This is a genomic window from Calothrix sp. PCC 7507 (assembly GCF_000316575.1).
Lineage (GTDB): Bacteria > Cyanobacteriota > Cyanobacteriia > Cyanobacteriales > Nostocaceae > Fortiea.
Genome location: NC_019682.1, coordinates 108,992 through 126,106, shown reverse-complemented (window position 1 = coordinate 126,106; position 17,115 = coordinate 108,992). Strand labels below are relative to the sequence as shown.

29 protein-coding genes are annotated in these 17,115 nt (G+C 41.2%); 10 read left to right on the top strand and 19 right to left on the bottom strand.

Going from position 1 to position 17,115, the window contains the following annotated elements:
• The first annotated feature begins 78 nt into the window (after positions 1 to 78).
• The 3 genes from CAL7507_RS00640 to CAL7507_RS30375 all read left to right on the top strand — a co-directional run bounded on the left by CAL7507_RS00640 (position 79) and on the right by CAL7507_RS30375 (position 2,441).
• Positions 79 to 1,674 (top strand): nickel-dependent hydrogenase large subunit, encoded by a 1,596-nt coding sequence (locus CAL7507_RS00640; RefSeq protein ID WP_015126473.1) that lies wholly within the window; start codon positions 79 to 81, stop codon positions 1,672 to 1,674.
• Positions 1,675 to 1,809: 135 nt separating this feature from the next.
• Entirely contained in the window at positions 1,810 to 2,049 is a 240-nt protein-coding gene (locus CAL7507_RS00635; protein ID WP_015126472.1) for an antitoxin family protein, read from the top strand.
• Positions 2,046 to 2,441 (top strand): type II toxin-antitoxin system VapC family toxin, encoded by a 396-nt coding sequence (locus CAL7507_RS30375; RefSeq protein ID WP_015126471.1) that lies wholly within the window; start codon positions 2,046 to 2,048, stop codon positions 2,439 to 2,441. Before CAL7507_RS00635 ends, CAL7507_RS30375 begins: the two co-directional genes overlap by 4 nt.
• A gap of 6 nt (positions 2,442 to 2,447) precedes the next feature.
• Here the strand turns inward: CAL7507_RS30375 and CAL7507_RS30370 are convergent, their stop codons facing one another.
• The 3 genes from CAL7507_RS30370 to CAL7507_RS00620 form a co-directional block, all read right to left on the bottom strand.
• A complete protein-coding gene (locus CAL7507_RS30370) occupies positions 2,448 to 2,564 on the bottom strand; it encodes a type II toxin-antitoxin system HicA family toxin (protein ID WP_083862854.1) in 117 nt (38 codons plus the stop codon).
• Positions 2,565 to 2,567: 3 nt separating this feature from the next.
• Complete coding sequence (locus tag CAL7507_RS00625; protein WP_042341125.1) at positions 2,568 to 2,777, bottom strand: type II toxin-antitoxin system HicB family antitoxin; 210 nt, start codon at positions 2,775 to 2,777, stop codon at positions 2,568 to 2,570.
• A 118-nt stretch (positions 2,778 to 2,895) separates the two neighbouring features.
• A complete protein-coding gene (locus CAL7507_RS00620) occupies positions 2,896 to 3,591 on the bottom strand; it encodes a GIY-YIG nuclease family protein (protein ID WP_015126469.1) in 696 nt (231 codons plus the stop codon).
• A 339-nt stretch (positions 3,592 to 3,930) separates the two neighbouring features.
• Between CAL7507_RS00620 and CAL7507_RS00615 the strand changes: the two genes are divergently transcribed.
• Entirely contained in the window at positions 3,931 to 4,140 is a 210-nt protein-coding gene (locus CAL7507_RS00615; RefSeq protein WP_042341123.1) for a hypothetical protein, read from the top strand.
• Positions 4,141 to 4,199: 59 nt separating this feature from the next.
• Here the strand turns inward: CAL7507_RS00615 and CAL7507_RS00610 are convergent, their stop codons facing one another.
• From CAL7507_RS00610 to CAL7507_RS00600, 3 genes are all read right to left on the bottom strand, one after another.
• Positions 4,200 to 4,850, bottom strand: coding sequence for an RNA ligase family protein (locus tag CAL7507_RS00610; RefSeq protein WP_015126467.1), 651 nt, complete (start codon positions 4,848 to 4,850; stop codon positions 4,200 to 4,202).
• A 68-nt stretch (positions 4,851 to 4,918) separates the two neighbouring features.
• Positions 4,919 to 5,137, bottom strand: coding sequence for a type II toxin-antitoxin system HicB family antitoxin (locus CAL7507_RS00605; protein WP_015126466.1), 219 nt, complete (start codon positions 5,135 to 5,137; stop codon positions 4,919 to 4,921).
• A complete protein-coding gene (locus CAL7507_RS00600) occupies positions 5,134 to 5,358 on the bottom strand; it encodes a type II toxin-antitoxin system HicA family toxin (RefSeq protein ID WP_015126465.1) in 225 nt (74 codons plus the stop codon). Before CAL7507_RS00600 ends, CAL7507_RS00605 begins: the two co-directional genes overlap by 4 nt.
• A 152-nt stretch (positions 5,359 to 5,510) precedes the next feature.
• On the opposite strand from CAL7507_RS00600, the gene CAL7507_RS00595 reads away from it, so the two are divergent.
• The 3 genes from CAL7507_RS00595 to CAL7507_RS00590 all read left to right on the top strand — a co-directional run bounded on the left by CAL7507_RS00595 (position 5,511) and on the right by CAL7507_RS00590 (position 6,957).
• The gene (locus CAL7507_RS00595; protein ID WP_015126464.1) at positions 5,511 to 5,933 is read left to right on the top strand and encodes a hypothetical protein; all 423 of its coding nucleotides are present in this window, start codon (positions 5,511 to 5,513) and stop codon (positions 5,931 to 5,933) included.
• A gap of 388 nt (positions 5,934 to 6,321) precedes the next feature.
• Positions 6,322 to 6,465 (top strand): hypothetical protein, encoded by a 144-nt coding sequence (locus tag CAL7507_RS32590; protein WP_015126463.1) that lies wholly within the window; start codon positions 6,322 to 6,324, stop codon positions 6,463 to 6,465.
• A gap of 18 nt (positions 6,466 to 6,483) precedes the next feature.
• Positions 6,484 to 6,957, top strand: a complete 474-nt coding sequence (locus CAL7507_RS00590) for a hydrogenase maturation protease (RefSeq protein WP_015126462.1) — start codon at positions 6,484 to 6,486, stop codon at positions 6,955 to 6,957.
• A 40-nt stretch (positions 6,958 to 6,997) separates the two neighbouring features.
• On the opposite strand, the gene CAL7507_RS00585 is transcribed toward CAL7507_RS00590, so the two are convergent.
• Genes CAL7507_RS00585 through CAL7507_RS00575 form a run of 3 tightly spaced genes read right to left on the bottom strand, consistent with a single transcriptional unit; the run spans position 6,998 to position 9,151 of the window.
• Complete coding sequence (locus CAL7507_RS00585; protein ID WP_015126461.1) at positions 6,998 to 7,372, bottom strand: hypothetical protein; 375 nt, start codon at positions 7,370 to 7,372, stop codon at positions 6,998 to 7,000.
• Positions 7,373 to 7,389: 17 nt separating this feature from the next.
• Entirely contained in the window at positions 7,390 to 8,700 is a 1,311-nt protein-coding gene (locus CAL7507_RS00580) for a SagB/ThcOx family dehydrogenase (protein ID WP_015126460.1), read from the bottom strand.
• Complete coding sequence (locus tag CAL7507_RS00575; protein WP_015126459.1) at positions 8,687 to 9,151, bottom strand: ankyrin repeat domain-containing protein; 465 nt, start codon at positions 9,149 to 9,151, stop codon at positions 8,687 to 8,689. The genes CAL7507_RS00580 and CAL7507_RS00575 overlap by 14 nt, the downstream gene beginning before the upstream one ends.
• 10 nt (positions 9,152 to 9,161) lie before the next feature.
• Between CAL7507_RS00575 and CAL7507_RS32120 the strand changes: the two genes are divergently transcribed.
• The 3 genes from CAL7507_RS32120 (at position 9,162) to CAL7507_RS00565 (ending at position 10,396) form a co-directional block, all read left to right on the top strand.
• Entirely contained in the window at positions 9,162 to 9,305 is a 144-nt protein-coding gene (locus CAL7507_RS32120; protein WP_160166297.1) for a hypothetical protein, read from the top strand.
• Positions 9,306 to 9,823: 518 nt separating this feature from the next.
• A complete protein-coding gene (locus CAL7507_RS00570) occupies positions 9,824 to 10,033 on the top strand; it encodes a molybdopterin-binding protein (RefSeq protein WP_015126458.1) in 210 nt (69 codons plus the stop codon).
• A 153-nt stretch (positions 10,034 to 10,186) separates the two neighbouring features.
• Complete coding sequence (locus CAL7507_RS00565) at positions 10,187 to 10,396, top strand: molybdopterin-binding protein (protein WP_015126457.1); 210 nt, start codon at positions 10,187 to 10,189, stop codon at positions 10,394 to 10,396.
• Between the two features lie 125 nt (positions 10,397 to 10,521).
• On the opposite strand, the gene CAL7507_RS00560 is transcribed toward CAL7507_RS00565, so the two are convergent.
• The 10 genes from CAL7507_RS00560 to nifE form a co-directional block, all read right to left on the bottom strand.
• Positions 10,522 to 10,773 (bottom strand): FeoA family protein, encoded by a 252-nt coding sequence (locus CAL7507_RS00560; RefSeq protein ID WP_015126456.1) that lies wholly within the window; start codon positions 10,771 to 10,773, stop codon positions 10,522 to 10,524.
• A 116-nt stretch (positions 10,774 to 10,889) separates the two neighbouring features.
• Positions 10,890 to 11,189, bottom strand: coding sequence for a 2Fe-2S iron-sulfur cluster-binding protein (locus tag CAL7507_RS00555; RefSeq protein ID WP_015126455.1), 300 nt, complete (start codon positions 11,187 to 11,189; stop codon positions 10,890 to 10,892).
• A gap of 330 nt (positions 11,190 to 11,519) precedes the next feature.
• The gene (locus CAL7507_RS00550; RefSeq protein ID WP_015126454.1) at positions 11,520 to 11,891 is read right to left on the bottom strand and encodes an iron-sulfur cluster assembly accessory protein; all 372 of its coding nucleotides are present in this window, start codon (positions 11,889 to 11,891) and stop codon (positions 11,520 to 11,522) included.
• 112 nt (positions 11,892 to 12,003) lie between these two features.
• Positions 12,004 to 12,804 carry a HesA/MoeB/ThiF family protein gene (locus CAL7507_RS00545; RefSeq protein WP_015126453.1) on the bottom strand — a complete coding sequence of 267 codons (801 nt, stop codon included), beginning with the start codon at positions 12,802 to 12,804 and terminating at the stop codon, positions 12,004 to 12,006.
• A gap of 10 nt (positions 12,805 to 12,814) precedes the next feature.
• On the bottom strand, positions 12,815 to 13,132 hold the full coding sequence (gene nifW / locus CAL7507_RS00540) for a nitrogenase-stabilizing/protective protein NifW (protein ID WP_015126452.1): 318 nt from the start codon (positions 13,130 to 13,132) through the stop codon (positions 12,815 to 12,817).
• Positions 13,129 to 13,329 carry a CCE_0567 family metalloprotein gene (locus tag CAL7507_RS00535; RefSeq protein WP_015126451.1) on the bottom strand — a complete coding sequence of 67 codons (201 nt, stop codon included), beginning with the start codon at positions 13,327 to 13,329 and terminating at the stop codon, positions 13,129 to 13,131. Before CAL7507_RS00535 ends, nifW begins: the two co-directional genes overlap by 4 nt.
• 72 nt (positions 13,330 to 13,401) lie before the next feature.
• Positions 13,402 to 13,878, bottom strand: a complete 477-nt coding sequence (locus tag CAL7507_RS00530; protein WP_015126450.1) for a NifX-associated nitrogen fixation protein — start codon at positions 13,876 to 13,878, stop codon at positions 13,402 to 13,404.
• Complete coding sequence (nifX, locus tag CAL7507_RS00525; protein WP_015126449.1) at positions 13,875 to 14,288, bottom strand: nitrogen fixation protein NifX; 414 nt, start codon at positions 14,286 to 14,288, stop codon at positions 13,875 to 13,877. Before nifX ends, CAL7507_RS00530 begins: the two co-directional genes overlap by 4 nt.
• Positions 14,289 to 14,390: 102 nt before the next feature.
• Entirely contained in the window at positions 14,391 to 15,710 is a 1,320-nt protein-coding gene (nifN, locus tag CAL7507_RS00520) for a nitrogenase iron-molybdenum cofactor biosynthesis protein NifN (protein WP_015126448.1), read from the bottom strand.
• On the bottom strand, positions 15,710 to 17,089 hold the full coding sequence (nifE, locus tag CAL7507_RS00515) for a nitrogenase iron-molybdenum cofactor biosynthesis protein NifE (protein ID WP_042341116.1): 1,380 nt from the start codon (positions 17,087 to 17,089) through the stop codon (positions 15,710 to 15,712). Before nifE ends, nifN begins: the two co-directional genes overlap by 1 nt.
• Positions 17,090 to 17,115: the final 26 nt, after the last annotated feature.

Sequence of the window (17,115 nt, the reverse complement as noted above, 5' to 3'; positions counted from 1 at the left end):
TGGGCATTGTTAATAATCACACTTGACTCTTGACTCTTGATCCTTGACTTTTGACACTTGACAACTAATAACTGAAAAATGACAATTCAAACCTTAGATATCTCCCCAGTCGGTAGAGTTGAGGGAGATTTAGATGTCCGCGTAGAAATTGAAGATGGGTATGTAGTTAATGCTTGGACACATGCTGAACTATTTCGGGGATTTGAAGTTATCCTACGCGGTAAAGATCCCCAAGCCGGATTGATTGTCACACCGCGCATTTGCGGTATTTGCGGCGGTTCTCACCTGACTTCTGCATCTTGGGCATTAGATACAGTTTGGCAAACTGAAGTTCCTCGCAACGCAATTTTGGCGAGAAATTTAGGGCAAATCGTCGAAACTATCCAAAGTATACCCCGCTATTTTTATGGTCTATTTGCGATTGATTTGACACATCAAAATTATCGCAAGAGTCACTTTTATGAAGAAGCTGTGAGACGCTTTGCTGCTTACACCGGTAAGTCTTATGAAATTGGGATTACTATTTCTGCCAAACCTGTAGAAATTTATGCATTATTAGGTGGACAATGGCCCCATTCTAGTTACATGGTTCCCGGTGGTGTCATGTGCGCCCCTACCCTCACAGACATTACCCGCGCTTGGTCGTTGCTGGAATATTTCCGCACCAATTGGTTAGAACCTGTATGGCTGGGGTGTTCTTTAGAACGCTATGAAGAAATCCAAACTTATGATGACTTCATGGAGTGGCTAGAAGAAGACCGTAAGCATCGGGATTCCGACTTGGGTTTATACTGGCGCATGGGTTTAGATATTGGTTTAGATAGATTTGGCGCTGGTGTGGGTAAGTATGTCACCTGGGGATATTTACCCCATGAAGACAAATACCAAAAGCCGACTATTGAGGGGCGAAATGCTGCTTTGATTATGAAAAGTGGCGTGTATGACAGCTTCAATGATACTCACACCTTGATGGATCAATCCTTTGCTCGTGAGAATACAACTCACTCTTGGTATGACGAAGGAACAGCAGATATTCATCCAGGCGATCGCACCACTAAACCCATTGCTAATAATACCAAAGACTTTGACAATGCCTATTCCTGGGCGAGTGCCGTCCTACACAAAGACTTCGGACGTTTAGAAGCTGGCCCCTTAGCCCGTCAATTAGTCGCTGGCGGTAATCATGGCGAATCTTGGCAACACACCGACGGCTTTATCCTCGATGTCTTCAAGCAAATGGGCGGTGCTAATACTCATGTTCGTCAGCTAGCACGAGTTCACGAAATTGTCAAGCTATATCGTCAAGCCGAACACTGTTTACGGGAATTCAAATTAAACGATCCTTGGTATATCAAACCCAAAGAAAAAGACGGTAAAGGTTGGGGTGCAACAGAAGCCTCACGCGGTGCATTGTGTCACTGGATAGATATAGAAGGTGGTAAGATTAAGCAGTATCAAGTTATCGCCCCTGGTACGTGGAATATAGGACCCCGTGATGGTGAGGGAGTCCGCGGCCCCGTTGAAGAAGCTTTAGTAGGGACACCAATTTACGATCCTAGAGATCCTGTGGAAGTGGGACATGTGGCGCGATCGTTTGACTCTTGTTTAGTTTGCACAGTCCACGCCCACGATGCCAAAACTGGTGAAGAGTTGGCGCGTTTTCGCACTGCTTAGAGGATGATAAGTCGATGGGTGTAGTTGACACTCTTCTATAGCTAATGGCTAATTTTTTAGTTAGTCATTAGCTTTGTTTTTGACTCCGCTCGATATTATGCCATGATTGGAAATAGCTAGAACATAGAAAAAGTTATGAATATAACTATAGAAGCTGTTTATGAACATGGGATACTCAGACTATTACAGCCAATTCCATTAGACGAAGGGACTCATGTTGAGGTGACAGTGATTTCAACTGAGGCTAAACCTAAAAACAAAACTCCTGGAGAAATTTTGGCACAAATTGCTGCCATGCCTCTAGAAGTTAGCAATGATGAATTCTCCGGAAAAGATCATGACAGGATTCTTTATCCTCCAGATAGTGCAATATGATCTTTGTAGATACTAGTGCTTGGTTTGCTGGTATCGTTCCCTCGGATACTAATTATCAAGCAGCGTCTTCATGGGTCAATCAAAATACCCAACCATTGATAACAACGGATTACATTGTTGATGAAACCCTAACGCTTTTGAGAACTCGTGGAGAAAATTTAAGGGCAATTAGTTTAGGAGAGGCTTTCTTTTCTGATATACTAACCACCATTTATTATCTAACGGAAGAAGATATCCAACAAACTTGGCAGATTTTCCGTCAGTTCTCAGATAAAAACTGGAGTTTCACAGACTGTTCTAGCTTTTTTGTGATGAATAAACTCCATTTGACTCAGGCATTCACCTTTGATCATCACTTTCGTCAATTTGGTTTTATAAATATTGTGCCTTGAAAGATTTTATAGGTTGTCAAGTCGAAACTGCTTGTGTGAGCCTCTCTGACATACCTCCACAAATCCAAGGCTCTCCAATATTCTTACAACTTCTTGGGGTTTCAGAATAGGAATATTACTCATGGTCTACTGAACCAAAATCTGTTGTATACCTACAAATTCTGTCTCGAACACTAGATCCTCATCCTCTAGAAGCATCTCAATAACTTCACGCAAATTTTCCTGCAATTCATCCAAGGTTTCACCTTGAGAATGCGCTCCAGAAAAGCCAGGGACATAGCCAACATAGAACTTAGTATCAGGATCTCTTTCAACGATCGCAGTAAAAGTTTTCATATCACAATCATCGACAACGCTCACTTACAGCTTACTGGATTGGTCATCTACCTGAGCGTAGAGATCGCCCAAAAGACAAATTCGCAACAGGCGGTCTAACATTTATTTTATACCGCCACTAATGTGATAACTGGTTGATGTACTCCAGAAGATTTACTTCAGCTTTGAACCACTCGCCAGCCAGTCTAATTTCACTGAACTGTTTATGCAGTGATTGTTCTAGCTTTTGAGCTTCTTCACTTCCTTTAACTTGTACTGTCTTAATTAGCTTCAATTCTGCTGGACTGGATGTTTGAAGTGATTTCACTCTCTTTGCCACATCTTTTGCCCGACCTATTTTGATAGCATTGCTGTCTTGATTGAGGATAAAATAAACAAAATGAGCTTGATGAGCTAATTTCTCGCCATCGAGAGAGAGCGTCCTGTTGCCTGGAGTAACTATTTTAACGTTTGGACTTGCCCAGGTTTTGATCCATACACATATAGCTTGGATGCTTAGAGACTTTTGGGCTTTTATTGTAACCAGATCTCCATCAATATTCAGCGTGAATTTCTTTGCACCGGCTTTGCCTCTAGATGGAGGACGAACAAAATCTTCATAGATATTAGTATAGGTTTCGGTATATGGAATTGAATCTTTATATCGTGTAACTGTAATTTCTTTTTGCTTGGTTACTCTTCTCATGGCCGGATGCTTGTTGGGAATAGCAAAACGTTTCATATCTTCCGTTGCAACTTCCACCCATCCCCAACCTTCATCTGGATTGTTTGGATTTCTATCAATATAAATAACGTTCCCATACCATCTACCCATATACTCTCAAATATGATATGAATTTAAACAATTATCTCATATTTCTGGGTAGTCAGATAGGTAAATGTCTTCATCAGTCATGACATCTAGGCGTTGCCAATCAGTCTGAGATTTTAAGTTGCTTAAGCGCGGACATCCTCCACGAATTATTCGGTGGTTTGCCACGATAGACAACGCGGGCGATCGCTATATTACTAAAAAATCATGCACAAACTATTCGGGGGGAATCATCGCGCGTTTTCGCACTGCTTAATTCCCAAATATCAGATTGTCTACCACAACGCACATTGAGTTACACTGGCTCTACAAGTGGTTGCAAATTTGCTAGACGTACTTTGTATGGCTGAAATTATTGAGATACCTGTTGAGCTGACTCACTTTCAACTTCCTGAAGCTGTCCAAGAGCGTCTGCGATTTCTGTTAGATCGCCAAGATGCAGGCGAAGCGCTTACCCTTGCAGAACGACGGGAAGCAGAAGGGCTGATTGAGTTGACAGAATTTTTATCTCTGCTGCACTTGCGTTCAAAGCGCGTGATGCAGCAGAGATAAATGGTAACGATTTCAATTGCTTTACGTCGATTGGTCATCCAAAGAGCAATCCACATTAATTACTCCCAATAGTTTTCCCAGTCATCCTGGAAGGCTTGCTGTAGCTTTTTCATATAGGCATTAGTTTTGATTTTTACCATCCACAAATCAGCAGAGTTGCTACCACCTTTACAAACCACGCCCTCAGCTACGCCATATTTCCCAGTGCGGACATACTCTACAAATTGTCCGGTGAGTTTGCCACGATAGACAACGCGGGCGATCGCTAAATCACTAAAATCTCGCACAAACTGTTCCGGCGGAACTATACCGCGATTAGTCTCCACGTCAAAGAGAATTAGTTGTTTTGGTTCATCAGGTTTGTGCATACCAGCAAAGGAATTAGCACCAAAAAACTCGGTAAAGACGGTGATTTCTGGGCTATTGTAAGCAGGATTTTCCCGAAAGAGTTTGTCGAGGGGGGAGGCGAAAGTCGTTTGAAACACGGTAGCCGCTGCTTCCAAACCTGGATGGGCGGCGTTGAAGTCAGCGATTCCTTTCTCATCAAAATCGAAGCGATCGCGCCGAGTTCCAAATGCGTACCACCCAAGTTCAAATTCCCAAACCCAATGTAGATTAGTCCCGTCGTACTTCTCAAAAGCAATACAACGACCAGATGGGTAATTTTTACTACCGGGAATTTTAGGATATGCTAGCTGAATACGAGGCATGATTAAATCAGTTATCAGTTATCAGTTATCAGTTATCAGTTTTATCTAGGACTGTTCACTGACTTTAATCAAACAATTTGCAGTGTGCGGGGTTCTGGGATGGATTCACCTTCAGCTTGCCAAGCTTCTAGGTACATTTCAATCACTTCTTCACCATTGTGAATTGCTTGTTCACGAGTTTTGCCGTGAGTACATGGCATAATCACGCGATCGCTAAATTCTGGAATCGTCACCAAGAAAAGCTGGTCTTCGTCTGACCATTGAATAATCATGCTGTATCGACTCATGAATTTTCATCCTCTCTTAAATCTGCTATTTCAGCTAATAACTTTTCTAACTGTTTTTCTAAATATACTGGCACATCATCTCCATCCTTACCAGGAATTGTCAATGTTTTTCTAATCACTGGGTGTCGCCATCGTTCGTGGCTACCTTTACCACGCTTGGGTAGATAAACAAATCCTTCACATGCAATCTGAACTTTTAACTCCCGAATTTTTCTGGGCATGAATTTTGTCTATTTATCTCCCTTATTGTCTTATACCAATTTTCAAAACGATTTATTTCATAGTCGTAGCGTAACACACTAAAACTTCCCTAAACAGTGCGTTAGGCTGGCTTTAATGCGCCTCAAAAAACTTAAATTTATAAGGTAAGCTTGTGTCTGACATTGCACTCCACAGATATCTCCCTCGCCTTCCCGAAGCAGCACTACAAGAGTTTACAGAATGGTGTGTTGTTGAGCAGGCAAAAGCAGCAGGATTTAAATTTACTCCCGATACAAGTAAGTTAAATAACTTGCAACCTGTAGACTACGTTCCGAAACTTGTTGACCAGTTTATGAAAGTTAAACCAGACCCAATTAAAGCAGGTTTAGTCGCTGCGATCGCCGGCAAAGAAGCTGACACACATGGTTTATCTGGTTTAGCGATCGTCGCTGATTTTGTCTCACTTTACGTCAAGTATTTAATTCCTCCAGATGGCAAAAATCCAGAAGAAGCCCAAACAATATTAACTAAAGCTGGACAAGAACAATGTGAGAAACTAATAGAAATTGCGAAAAAATATGACGTAGTGTTTTAGTTGACATTTAATGTCTTCATAGTCAGCACTGTAGTATTTGTAGGGTGGGCACTGCCCACCAAAACACTAATACTACGTAGATTTCAAAAATAAACTATGAATCCTATAGCTTCTTAGTAAGCGACGGAGTGCATTACGCTTTGCTAACACACACTACTGGCGCGACAAGGCTAAAATGTTGCGATAAAATTGTAGGTTGGGTGGAGGCTTTGCGTAACCCAACACCCGGATTAATGTTGGGTTGCGCTCCGCTTCACCCAACCTACGTCTAATGCATCATTTTAGTCGTGTCGTTCCACTACGTATATTTCAAAAGTCAAATACTAGTCAGATATAATCATAATTATATACAAGTTAAAGTCTTAAGCAAACTTAAAAATAGACAGTTATGGTGAGTATTTACAGTATAGCGATTGATTCTACATTAGGAATCGCTCGTCAGGCTAATTTAAATGAAGTCAAGCAAAAGAGGTTGATGGAAGAACAAGCTGCACGGGATGATTTTTGGTCACATCGAGATGCTGGTTTATGATAAATAATAACTCAACAGATGCTAACAATAATTGGTTGCGGCAATCTCAATCGCAATGACGACGCTGTAGGCGTAATCATCGCCCAACGCCTACAAAAATATTTAGCTGAACATCCCCATTCTCATGTCCAAGTTTATGACTGTGGGACTGCAGGAATAGAAGTGATGTTTCAAGCTAGAGGTAGCAAACAATTAATAATTATTGATGCAAGCTCAACTGGTTCCGAACCTGGTGCTATATTTAAAGTCCCTGGTGAAGAACTAGAAAATCTTCCGGAACCCAGTTATAACTTGCATAATTTTCGTTGGGATAATGCTTTAGCCACAGGACGAAAAATCTTTCAAAATGACTTTCCCCAAGACGTGACAGTTTACCTAATTGAAGCTGCTAATCTGGATTTAGGCTTAGAATTAAGTCCTGCTGTTGAACATTCTGCCAATCTCGTTTTTGAAGAAGTAGCTACAATTATCAGGCAGAATATTCAGCATTAATTAACAATCTAAAATCTAAAATCCAAAATCCAAAATTGAATCACGCCCAATCCCGGTAAACTGATAGTTCATCTACCCTCATTTCAAATGGTATTCCTTGACTTTCTGGGGGACAGACGCGGATTTTAGCATCACTGACAATCTGACCAAGTAATGTCCCCATTGACACGATTTTTTGTAAGACGCGCCAGTTAGTCACTTGATCGGGACACTCAATCACCAATATCATCACAGTGGCGTGGGTGGTGACATACCAGCGACAGTTAGATAGCAGATTTTGAATTATGCGATCGCACGCTTCATAAAAGTATCTACTAATAGAATATTCCAGTTGCTGACGCAGAATAATATCTGCCGATGTCAGTTGCATAGGGTGTGAATCATCTTCATTGGAGTAAGATTTCTTTTTAGCCATCTCTCTAAGTTCCTAACTTAAATACCAATTGTCATTGCATAGAGAATATCTTTATTAGTTTCTAAAAATTCTTGGGTTTCATCATCATAATAAGCACCAATACCACTACAACTAACTTCCCAAAAATTGCTAGCTAGATAAACTCGTTGTCCTAAAAAACCAGCTATTTGCATAGCAGTTTGATAATTTATATAGTCGGACACAAAAAATAAAGTTACAGCACCATCTCTGGCAATCGCCTGATTAATGCACAAGTAACCAGTCTTTTCACTAAAATTGCCCGCCTTAATTAAATGCATCCCTTTATATAACCCAGGTAACATCCCTTCTACCCGATGCACAACTGAGTAAATTTCTACTTCCTCAAAATTTTCTGTTGGTATCGGTTGTTGAAGATGCTGCAAGATATGCAAATAGTTTTCTTGAGAAATTGTCGGTTCGACTACGCTCAGGGTTGACTGTTTTTTAAAACGTCTAATTGAACGCCTATTCCAGACAGTTTGGAAAAATTTCTCTTTGTCAAAGTGAAATTGGGGATGCACCAGTTGCTGTTGGCGACTTTGCTGCAAAGCTGTTATTTGATAGCCTGCTTCAATAAATTGATTGGCTTCAAAATAATCAGTACCACAGACAAAAGGAACTTTCAGTCTTAAGCGTCTGACTTGTTTCTCTTGCACTTCTCCCACAATCACACACGCAGTAATAAACTCCTTATTCTCAAATCCTAAATCTGCATTGAGAGCGAGTTTATCAAAATCAAAAACTAATTGTACGTCTTTGTCGTGAATATACGCTGATGCTGCGATCGCACCTAAATGGTGTCCGCTATCCAACCAGCAATATCTGATGCTCCTGTTTTTATATTTCCAGCTAGACCTATAATAAACACAACTAATAAAAAAAATGAATCCATTTATACTTTTGGTTGGTATAATGTAGCTATCTAATCCATCATCAATTAATTCATAGATGAGTGTTAGACAATTATTCTCAACTTCTAGGTGATATATACCATTTACTATTCCCTGAATGCCCCGAATCTGGATATAAACTTCTGTAGGATATAAAGCGCCTGCTGAGGGATTTACCCTCAGTTTATCTAAACCGCCTTTATATGCCTTTTCCAGGGTTATAGCACTAGTTAAGCTAATAAAAGAGTGAACAGGATTATTGAGATTTAATTTCACTCTTCTATAAAACTTTGGATAAACTTTAAATGCAGATGGCTGAGTCGCAGCATCTACATAATTTGGATCAATCTGCACTGATAAGTAAGAATGCTTTGTAGCTTCGTGAGCCACCTTACCAGATATTTTACTTTGTGGCATTTTTTAATATCCTTAAAACTTCCATATTGCTAGCAAAATCTATAGCCTTATAATCATCTAAATTTTTTAAATTTATATTAGGATTATGTTGCAAAAGCAATTTCACCACTTCAGTCTTGCCTGCTGAAGCTGCATACATTAATACCGTCGCCCCATTATCATTTTGATTATCAATATTAATTTTTGCAGCAAGTAACAAGTTAATTAAATCATAGTGATTACCGAAACAAGCAAACCACAAAGCATTATTATTATCATTATTTCTAGCATTAATATCGACACCCAGGTCGATTAGTTCTTTAACAACTACATAGACTCCTTCTCTAGTAGCTTTCATCAAAGCTGTATCACCATTTTTACCTGGCTGATTTAATGCGTTCACATTGTAGCCATTCGTTATCAACCATTCTCTTGTGATTTGGCTTAAATCTGGTCTATTTTCCATACTCATAAACATTCCTTTGATTGTCCAAAAAATGAGCGATCGCTCTACTGTAATTTACTTAGAAAAGGTAATGGTGGGCATTACCCACCATCTAAAAAAATCTACACAAACCCATTTTAGTCAAGATAAATCATTGCGGCTGTTAACTATGCAAAGTTAATAAGTAAAAGTCACAACAACATCTTGATCAACCATTGAGGATTGCAAGAGAATATTTTGAGCAGTTGAATTTGTTCTATGAAAAGCAGTCACAGAAATTAGACATCCTGTTTAGGAAATATTTAATCTGTAATTGCTTTAGTCTTAGTTCACTGCCAACAATTTAACTTATTCATATCTTATCACTCTGATAAGTTTCGATTATGAATCATTTATAAAGATAGCCAGTTATTTAATAGATAAAAATCTTAAAAAACCATAAAAAAGTGGTGATTTTGACAGTTTTTTCGATAGAAAAGCATAGTCCTATCAACTCAATATATATAGTATTTGTAGGGTGGGCAATGCCCACCAAAACCCTGAATATGGTGGGCAACGCCCACCCTACGTAATATTTCAAAAATCAACTACTAGTTCTATAATAATGCTTAATTTATTAAGAAATCATAAATAATATTAGTTCCAATAGTATAATTTGCTATTTTTTAAGCTTGAATAACTACAAGGTAAACAATAACGATGGAAATTAGCGCTCGTAATTCTCTTCAAACAACTGTGAAGCAGGTTGTAGCCGGTTCTGTAAATACAGAAGTAACTTTAGAACTAGCTCCTGGGGTAGAAATAGTGGCAATAATTACGAAATCATCAGCAGATAAACTGGGACTTGTAGAAGGTAAGCAGGCTTATGCTGTCATTAAAGCATCGGATGTGATAGTTGCTGTTGATTGATATTTTTTGCACTCAATAGATCCTTTGGAGTCTAATTCTATCGAATATTCTCCGTAAATTCACAGTTAAATTTTCTACCCAACTTTATTTGACGCTCATCCTATAGCGTTGCTACGATTGATTGGTTTAAATTAGTGAACCAAAAATTAGGGTATGAAAATTAGCGCTCGTAATGCTCTCAAGGCTACAGTCAAAAAAATTATCCCCGGAGCTATTAACACAGAAGTAACCTTAGAAATTGCTCCTGGAATCAACGTCACGGCAATTATTACAAAAACCTCAGTAGAAAATCTTGAACTTGCTGAAGGGAAAGTAGCTTATGCTGTGATTAAATCTTCAGATGTGATAGTTGCTATTGACTAGAAAAAAGGCGACTTGTTTTTTATGACAAGTCGCTTATAACTATGAAGCCAGATCCCCGACTTCTACCCTGCGGGAAGCCACTCTACCGGTGTCTACAAGAAGTCGGGGATCTGTGGTTTTTATAATCAACTATTAATAATTCGGACATAAATTGTCCGGGCTGTTTCCCGGTCTATAATCATAGGTATATTGCCAACTTTGATATTTAAAGAGGGAAATCGCTGTTCTAAAGCAATAGTAATTCCTGGAGTCACACCCATCGCTATTAGTTTTTTGTGGATTGTTGCATCCTGAGTTTCACAGTAGGTAACGATACCTCGTTCTCCTACATCGAGTAATTCTAATGAGCAACCAGTAACACTAAAGGGTTTAAACATTAGCAATATCAAGGAAGTGTAGATGCTGATCAGACAGTTTGTTTAGGCTAGGATGAAGAATTTTAGCCTTCATCCTAGTAGTTGAAACTACGACTTTGCTTTAAATTAGTTAACAGTTAAACAAGATATGGTTCTTGATGTGTCTTAATCGTGCAATTAGAACGTGGGTAAGTAACACAAAGTAAAGCAAAGCCTTTAGCCATCTGCTCATCATCCAAGAAGATTTGGTCAGATTGATCTACTTCACCTTCAACTACCTTGCCAACACAACTAGAGCAAGAACCTGAGTGACAAGAGAAAGGTAAATCAATACCTTGTTCTCCTGCTGCTTCTAAAATGGTGGTTTCTTCATCCACTTCAATTGTGGTGTCGAGTTCTTCCTTTTTGTTGATTAATCTAACTTGGTAGGTAGCCATTTTCCGATTCTCCTCAAAAGTTCTACAATTAGGTTTAATTCTCGAAGAAAGTTTTTAGTCTCCTGATGCAACTCTTCGAGAAGCTGTTCAGAGAGAGTTTTTAAGCTCATCCCACCCCTAAAAGGGGATGGAATTTCACGTTGACGGTTGACGGTTGACGGTTAACAGTCATCAGTCAACAGTTAACAGTAGCGGGGCGGCTATCCCTCCCATACCTCTTGTTGGAGTGGGTTTCCTGCCGCCTTTGATGAGAAGCCCTAACGGTGTCTTTACTGCTAACAAAACTGTGAAAAACTTCTGTGCAAATGTCTTTCCAAGTTTTAAAGAATATTAGCTGCAAGGTACACCTGTAGGCGTGCAGTCACCTGCTTTGAAAGACTTGCCACAACCGCAAGTATCTGTTGCATTGGGGTTGGTAAATTTAAAGCCACTTTCAAGCACCCCATCAACAAAATCAACCACAACTCCTGCTAATAACGGCGCACTTTTGGCATCAACGTAAAGCAGTACTTTACCTTCTTGGATGACTAAATCATCTGGTTGTGGTTTGCTGGTAATTTCAATTCCATACTCATAACCATTGCAACCACCATCCTTGACGGAGAGGCGGACACCTTTAGTTGCACCGTTATCGTCGGTAGCAGAACCTAATATAAATGTCCGCAGACGAAATTCTGCTTTTTGGGTCAAAGTAACAGTCATCAATTCTCCTGATTTGTAGCGGTTATCAGTTATCAGTTATCAGTTATCAGTTACCAGTTAACAAATAGGTTCTTGGAACACTAATTACTGTTAACTGTTCACTGTTAACTGACTACGTTGTGCAATTGCTGGTGGGTTCGAGGGAATTAGCTTGTGCATATCTCCAAGGCGCACTGTTACCGCAAACTGGACAAGAGCGATCGCGCTGCGAACGGCGCTTGGCAAATTCCATCCGGTTGAGGTCAATTGTCAACAGTTGCGACAATAGCGGTTGACTAAATCCAGTGATTAACTTGATTGCTTCCAGCGCTGTTAAACAAGCTAGCGTTCCAGATACAGCACCCAGAACCGAAAAGCCACGCCGATCCCAATCAGGTTTCTCAGGGAATAGACAAGACAAACAAGGAGTCACACCAGGAATAATCGTTGTTAGATAAGCCTCCATCCCGTCCATTGCGGCTTCCACCATTGGCTTACGCCAACGCACGCAAGCGGCGTTTAACAAATTGCGCTCCGTAAAATTGTGGGCGCAATCAAGAGCCATATCAGCGGACTGCACTAACTCGTCTACGTTTTCCGGGGTGATGTAATCATGAATTGCTTCCACTTGGACATCGGGATTGATAGCTTCCAGAGTTTCTTTAGCTTTGAATACCCTTGGTTGACCTACCCAGTCATCTGTCATCAGAATCTGGCGATTCATATCATCCCGGCGCAAATCGCCACCCCGGACTAGGATCAGCCGCCCAACGCCTGCTACTGCTAGGTAAAGCGCCGCCGTACCGCCTAATCCCCCCACACCTGTAACCAAAACTGTCGCTGACTTCAGGCGCTTTTGTGCTACTTCACCGAAATTAGGAAGCATCATTTGGCGACGATAGCGTTCTAATTCGGTAGGCGTCAGGTTTACCACTTTTTACCTCCTAATCAGAAGTGATTTCTGTCAGCTTGACTACATTTTTCTGCTTGTCATTAAACACCTTGAACAACTTTTGTTCCTGGGGTGTAGATTCAAGAAATACCTGATAAGCTTTTTGCATAGCTTCAGCGTATTTATTGAGTAAATCTGCGGAATTTATATCGGCAGAACTATCATCTATTTCCCTGATGTATTGGGAAAATTTCTTCAAAATATGTAGACGATTTACATTTACAACTTCTTGGTCGTAGGGCAGGTTGAAAAAATTCAAAAATTCTTCTGCATCTACGAGCTGTTTGAATTCTTCAATAGTCCTAGTCATTTAGCTTTCTCCAAGGTTTTTAGCTGTTGCTTAAGTTCGTCTAACTGACGATAAATTTCATAAGTAGCAGCTGCAACATCCATAAGTTGCTCGAAATCTGTTGGTAGTCCTTCTGCCAAATCATGCAGATCCATTTTCATTTGACCTGCTTTACTATTAAGACGCCTGATTTTACCTTGTATTTCTTCAATAGTCATTGCCCATTTGTCCTTTGTCAGTGAACAGTTATCAGTCAGTTAACTGTTCACTGTTAACTGTTAACTGACTAACTATAGGTTGCCTACTTCGGGAAAGCGCTTCGCCAAATCAATCCCTTTTTGTACGAAACCTTCTCCTTCTTCTGCCAATTTTTCTAGGGAGTCGAAGCCAAAGCGATGAGCATCTCGCAAGGTTTTAACAGTTAGCAAAAGACGACCAGAAAAGACCAGCGCCCAGCCAAATCCTTCGTGACTTAAATCAACAACGACTTGGGATATCAAACCTGTTTCCTGTTCTATCCGGGCAGCGACAGCGCGATAAAAGCCCATAATCCGTGCCTGTGTTATCGGATCAACTTCGCCCTCGATAGAAATTTCCCGCTTCTTTTGTTTGCTAACAACATAGGGCTTAAGAATCAATTCATCCGACCAATTCCGGTAAACTCCATAAGTATCTTGTCCCCGGATTTGTAGCACTATTGCCTTCAGGAAAGGTGAGGTGATAACTGTGCTACTGCTAGTACTATTCACATTATTATCTGTGGTCATACGGCTGCTTCATTTTCAACTTCATCTGCAAAATTTGTGCTTTTTTGCTGTAATGCTTTACGCAACCAAGGAGGAGGATTTCCCTTTAGGGTTTGGACTAATTTAGTCAGCAATTCAGCAATTTTTTCTTCTTCGGAACGCGCCTTGACTGGGGTGACACCTTTCTTAATTAACCGTGCAGCAGCGCTACCACCAATGGCGACAACATAAACGATTGTGCAGTCAACTATGGCATCAAGTTTTGGTGTGATTTTATCTTCGTTGCCATCTTCCTTGAGGTCGCCTTCAAATTTAAGAGTCTCTAGGAATTCATATCCTTTATCTGAGACTTCATAAACATCAATTTCTCTAGCCCAACCAAAGTGAGCATTAACATGAACTCTATCGCTTGTCGTAAAGGCAATTTTCATTCTGATTTGTCCTTTGTCATTTGTCCTCTGTCATTTGTTCTTTGTCAATGGTCATTTGTTAATAACTAATGACTAATGACCATTGACAAATGACATTCTTGATTACCAATCACCGTGGAAGTTTTTAACTCTCTCTTCCTCTGCTTCTAGAAACAGGTTCCCAATGCCAAACAAAAGCTCCATCGTGCCTCGGTAGCCAACTTTGGTAAACTGACCATTACCTAAACGGTCATAAATAGGTATTCCCAAACGATAGAGAGGAATAGATAGACGTTTAGCGATCGCACTCACGTTAGAGTTACCAATCAACAAATCTGAACCAGCCGCCAGTTCTGCAAAGTCTTCTAAATCACCGATAGTGACGCTTTTGACTGGGAGTTTCTCTAAAAGAGGCGATCGCGTCGTCGTCACTGCGGCGTGAATTTGCGCTCCCATCGATTGCAGGAAATGGACTGTTGTCCACAACAAATCTGGTTCTAAAGCTAGAGATACTCGCTTCGCACCAAAATAAAAGTGTGTGTCTAACATCGCATCTTGCAACTGACGGCGTTGGCGGCGGTATTTTTCCGGAACACTTTTACCGCTGAGAATTGCTAATGCTTGCAGGAACTCATCTACAGGTTCTAATCCTGTCAGTTCACCAAACACCTCATAGGGAATGTTAAAGCGCTCTTGCAAGATCTGGGCTGCACCCCGCATACTCTCACCGAGGGCGATCGTAAAAGCAGAACCGCCGATGTCTTTCAGTTGTGCCAGGGTTGTACCACTACCTGTGATGGCACTATAGGAATCTTCCAAGTGACCATCTAATGAAGCGCCCAAGTCAGGTACAAAGATAGGCACCAAACCGAAAGCAGTCACCATCTCCTTGATTTCTTGAACATCCCCTGGAGTGAAAGCCGAACCAGCCAAAATCGTCACTTGCTCAACTTTCGTTGCACAAAAACGGGGAATTTCTTTAACAATGCTCTCCACAGCCGCCGCAAAGCCATCTTGCAAAGCACCTTTAAAATCGGGAGTAGGGGCAAAAACGATCGCCAGTTTATCTAGTTCTGGATGTCGTTCGCGAATTTCCTTGAGAAAGCCCTCGATGTCATCTCCCCTGGTTTCCGTCAAGCCGGTGCTACATAAACCAATAATTTCCGGCTGGGACTTCTCCACCAAAGTGAGAATTGCTTGTTCCACATTATCCTCACCACCTAAGATAGTAGTGACTTCTGTCATGGCTGTAGTTGCTAGGGGAATCGCTTCCCGAAAATGCCGCACCAAAACAACTTTGGCAAAAGCAGTACAGCCTTGGGAACCGTGGAACAAAGGTATAGTCCCCTTCAAACCCAAAAAGGCTAGAGATGCACCCAAAGCTTGGCTTTGCTTCAGGGGATTAACTGTTAGTGATTTATTCGGAACAGTCACGATCGCCATTAAATTACCTCCTCATCCCAAGGCGCAGGCTTGCGTATTTGCTCCCAAATGGGGCTGTAGAGAGCTTCATACAGTTCCCGTGCCATCTCAACCATCCCCACATAACCTGCATAGGGATGGTGGCGTTCTTGGTTAATATCCAAGAAAGGAATCCGCGCTTTCAGGGCAGTATATTGATTGCGTCCACCAGCAATCAACATATCAGCGTTAGTATCTTTAACCAGTTGCAGCAGTTCTTTAGCATTACCTTTTTCTAGCATCATGCCATCATTACCGAGCAACTTTTTAATCTTCGCTTTATCCTCTTCTGTACTTTTGCGCGTACTAGTAGCAACGACTTCAATACCCAAGTCTTTAGCCGCCGAAATAATCGACCAACTTTTGACACCACCGGTATACAGCACAACCCGCTTACCTTTGAGACGCGCACGATAGGGAGCTAGTGCTATATCCAGATTCGCCATCTCTTCGGCAATCAGCTTTTCTGTGCGTGCTTGCAAGTCAGCGTCACCTAACTTAGCCGCAATATGCCGCAGACAGCGATTCATATCATCAATGCCATAGAAAGACTCTTCAATATAAGGAATGCCGTAACGCTCCTCCATCTTTCTCGCCATGTTTAGCAGTGCGCGTGAGCAAATCATCACGTTCAGCTTGGCACGGTGGGCATAAGTTATTTCTGCGTAACGAGCATCGCCTGTAATTTTAGATAAGACACGAATGCCTAATTTTTCCAACAGCGGTGTAACTCCCCACATTTCACCAGCAATGTTGTACTCACCAATTAAGTTTATATCGTAAGGTGTAGTGTATTCTGGTTCTGCTGTGCCTACTACATATTCGAGTAGAGCTTCACCACCAAAACGGTTTCCCAGATTTTTGCTGCCAATGAATCCTGGCGCAATCACCGGAATTACAGGCGTGCCAGTTTTTTCGGCAGCAACTTTGCAAACAGCATCAATATCATCACCAATCAGGGCTGTAACGCAAGTAGCATAGACAAATACTGCCGCCGGTTTGTAGCGCTCTTGGACTTCGAGAATTGCCTTATACAGCTTTTTCTCGCCACCAAATATCACATCATTTTCGCCCAAATCAGTCGTAAAGCCCGTTTTGTAGAGCAATGGGCCAGAAGAGAGACTACCACGACTACCCCAAGAATTACCAGCGCAGGCGATCGGCCCGTGGACTAAATGAGCCGCATCAGTAATCGGCACAAGGGCAATCATTGCACCATCAAAAGCACAACCTCCTTGCGCGGCTCCTGGTTGTGCTTGTTGCGCGCAAGACTTATTCTTCTTTTCTGACTGTTTGTGCTGATTATGTTCGCATCCTGGCTCACTCAGCAGTTCGTTGATTTTGCCTTGGGTGATTTTCATCTCTCTTCTCTTACTGTGAATTGTCA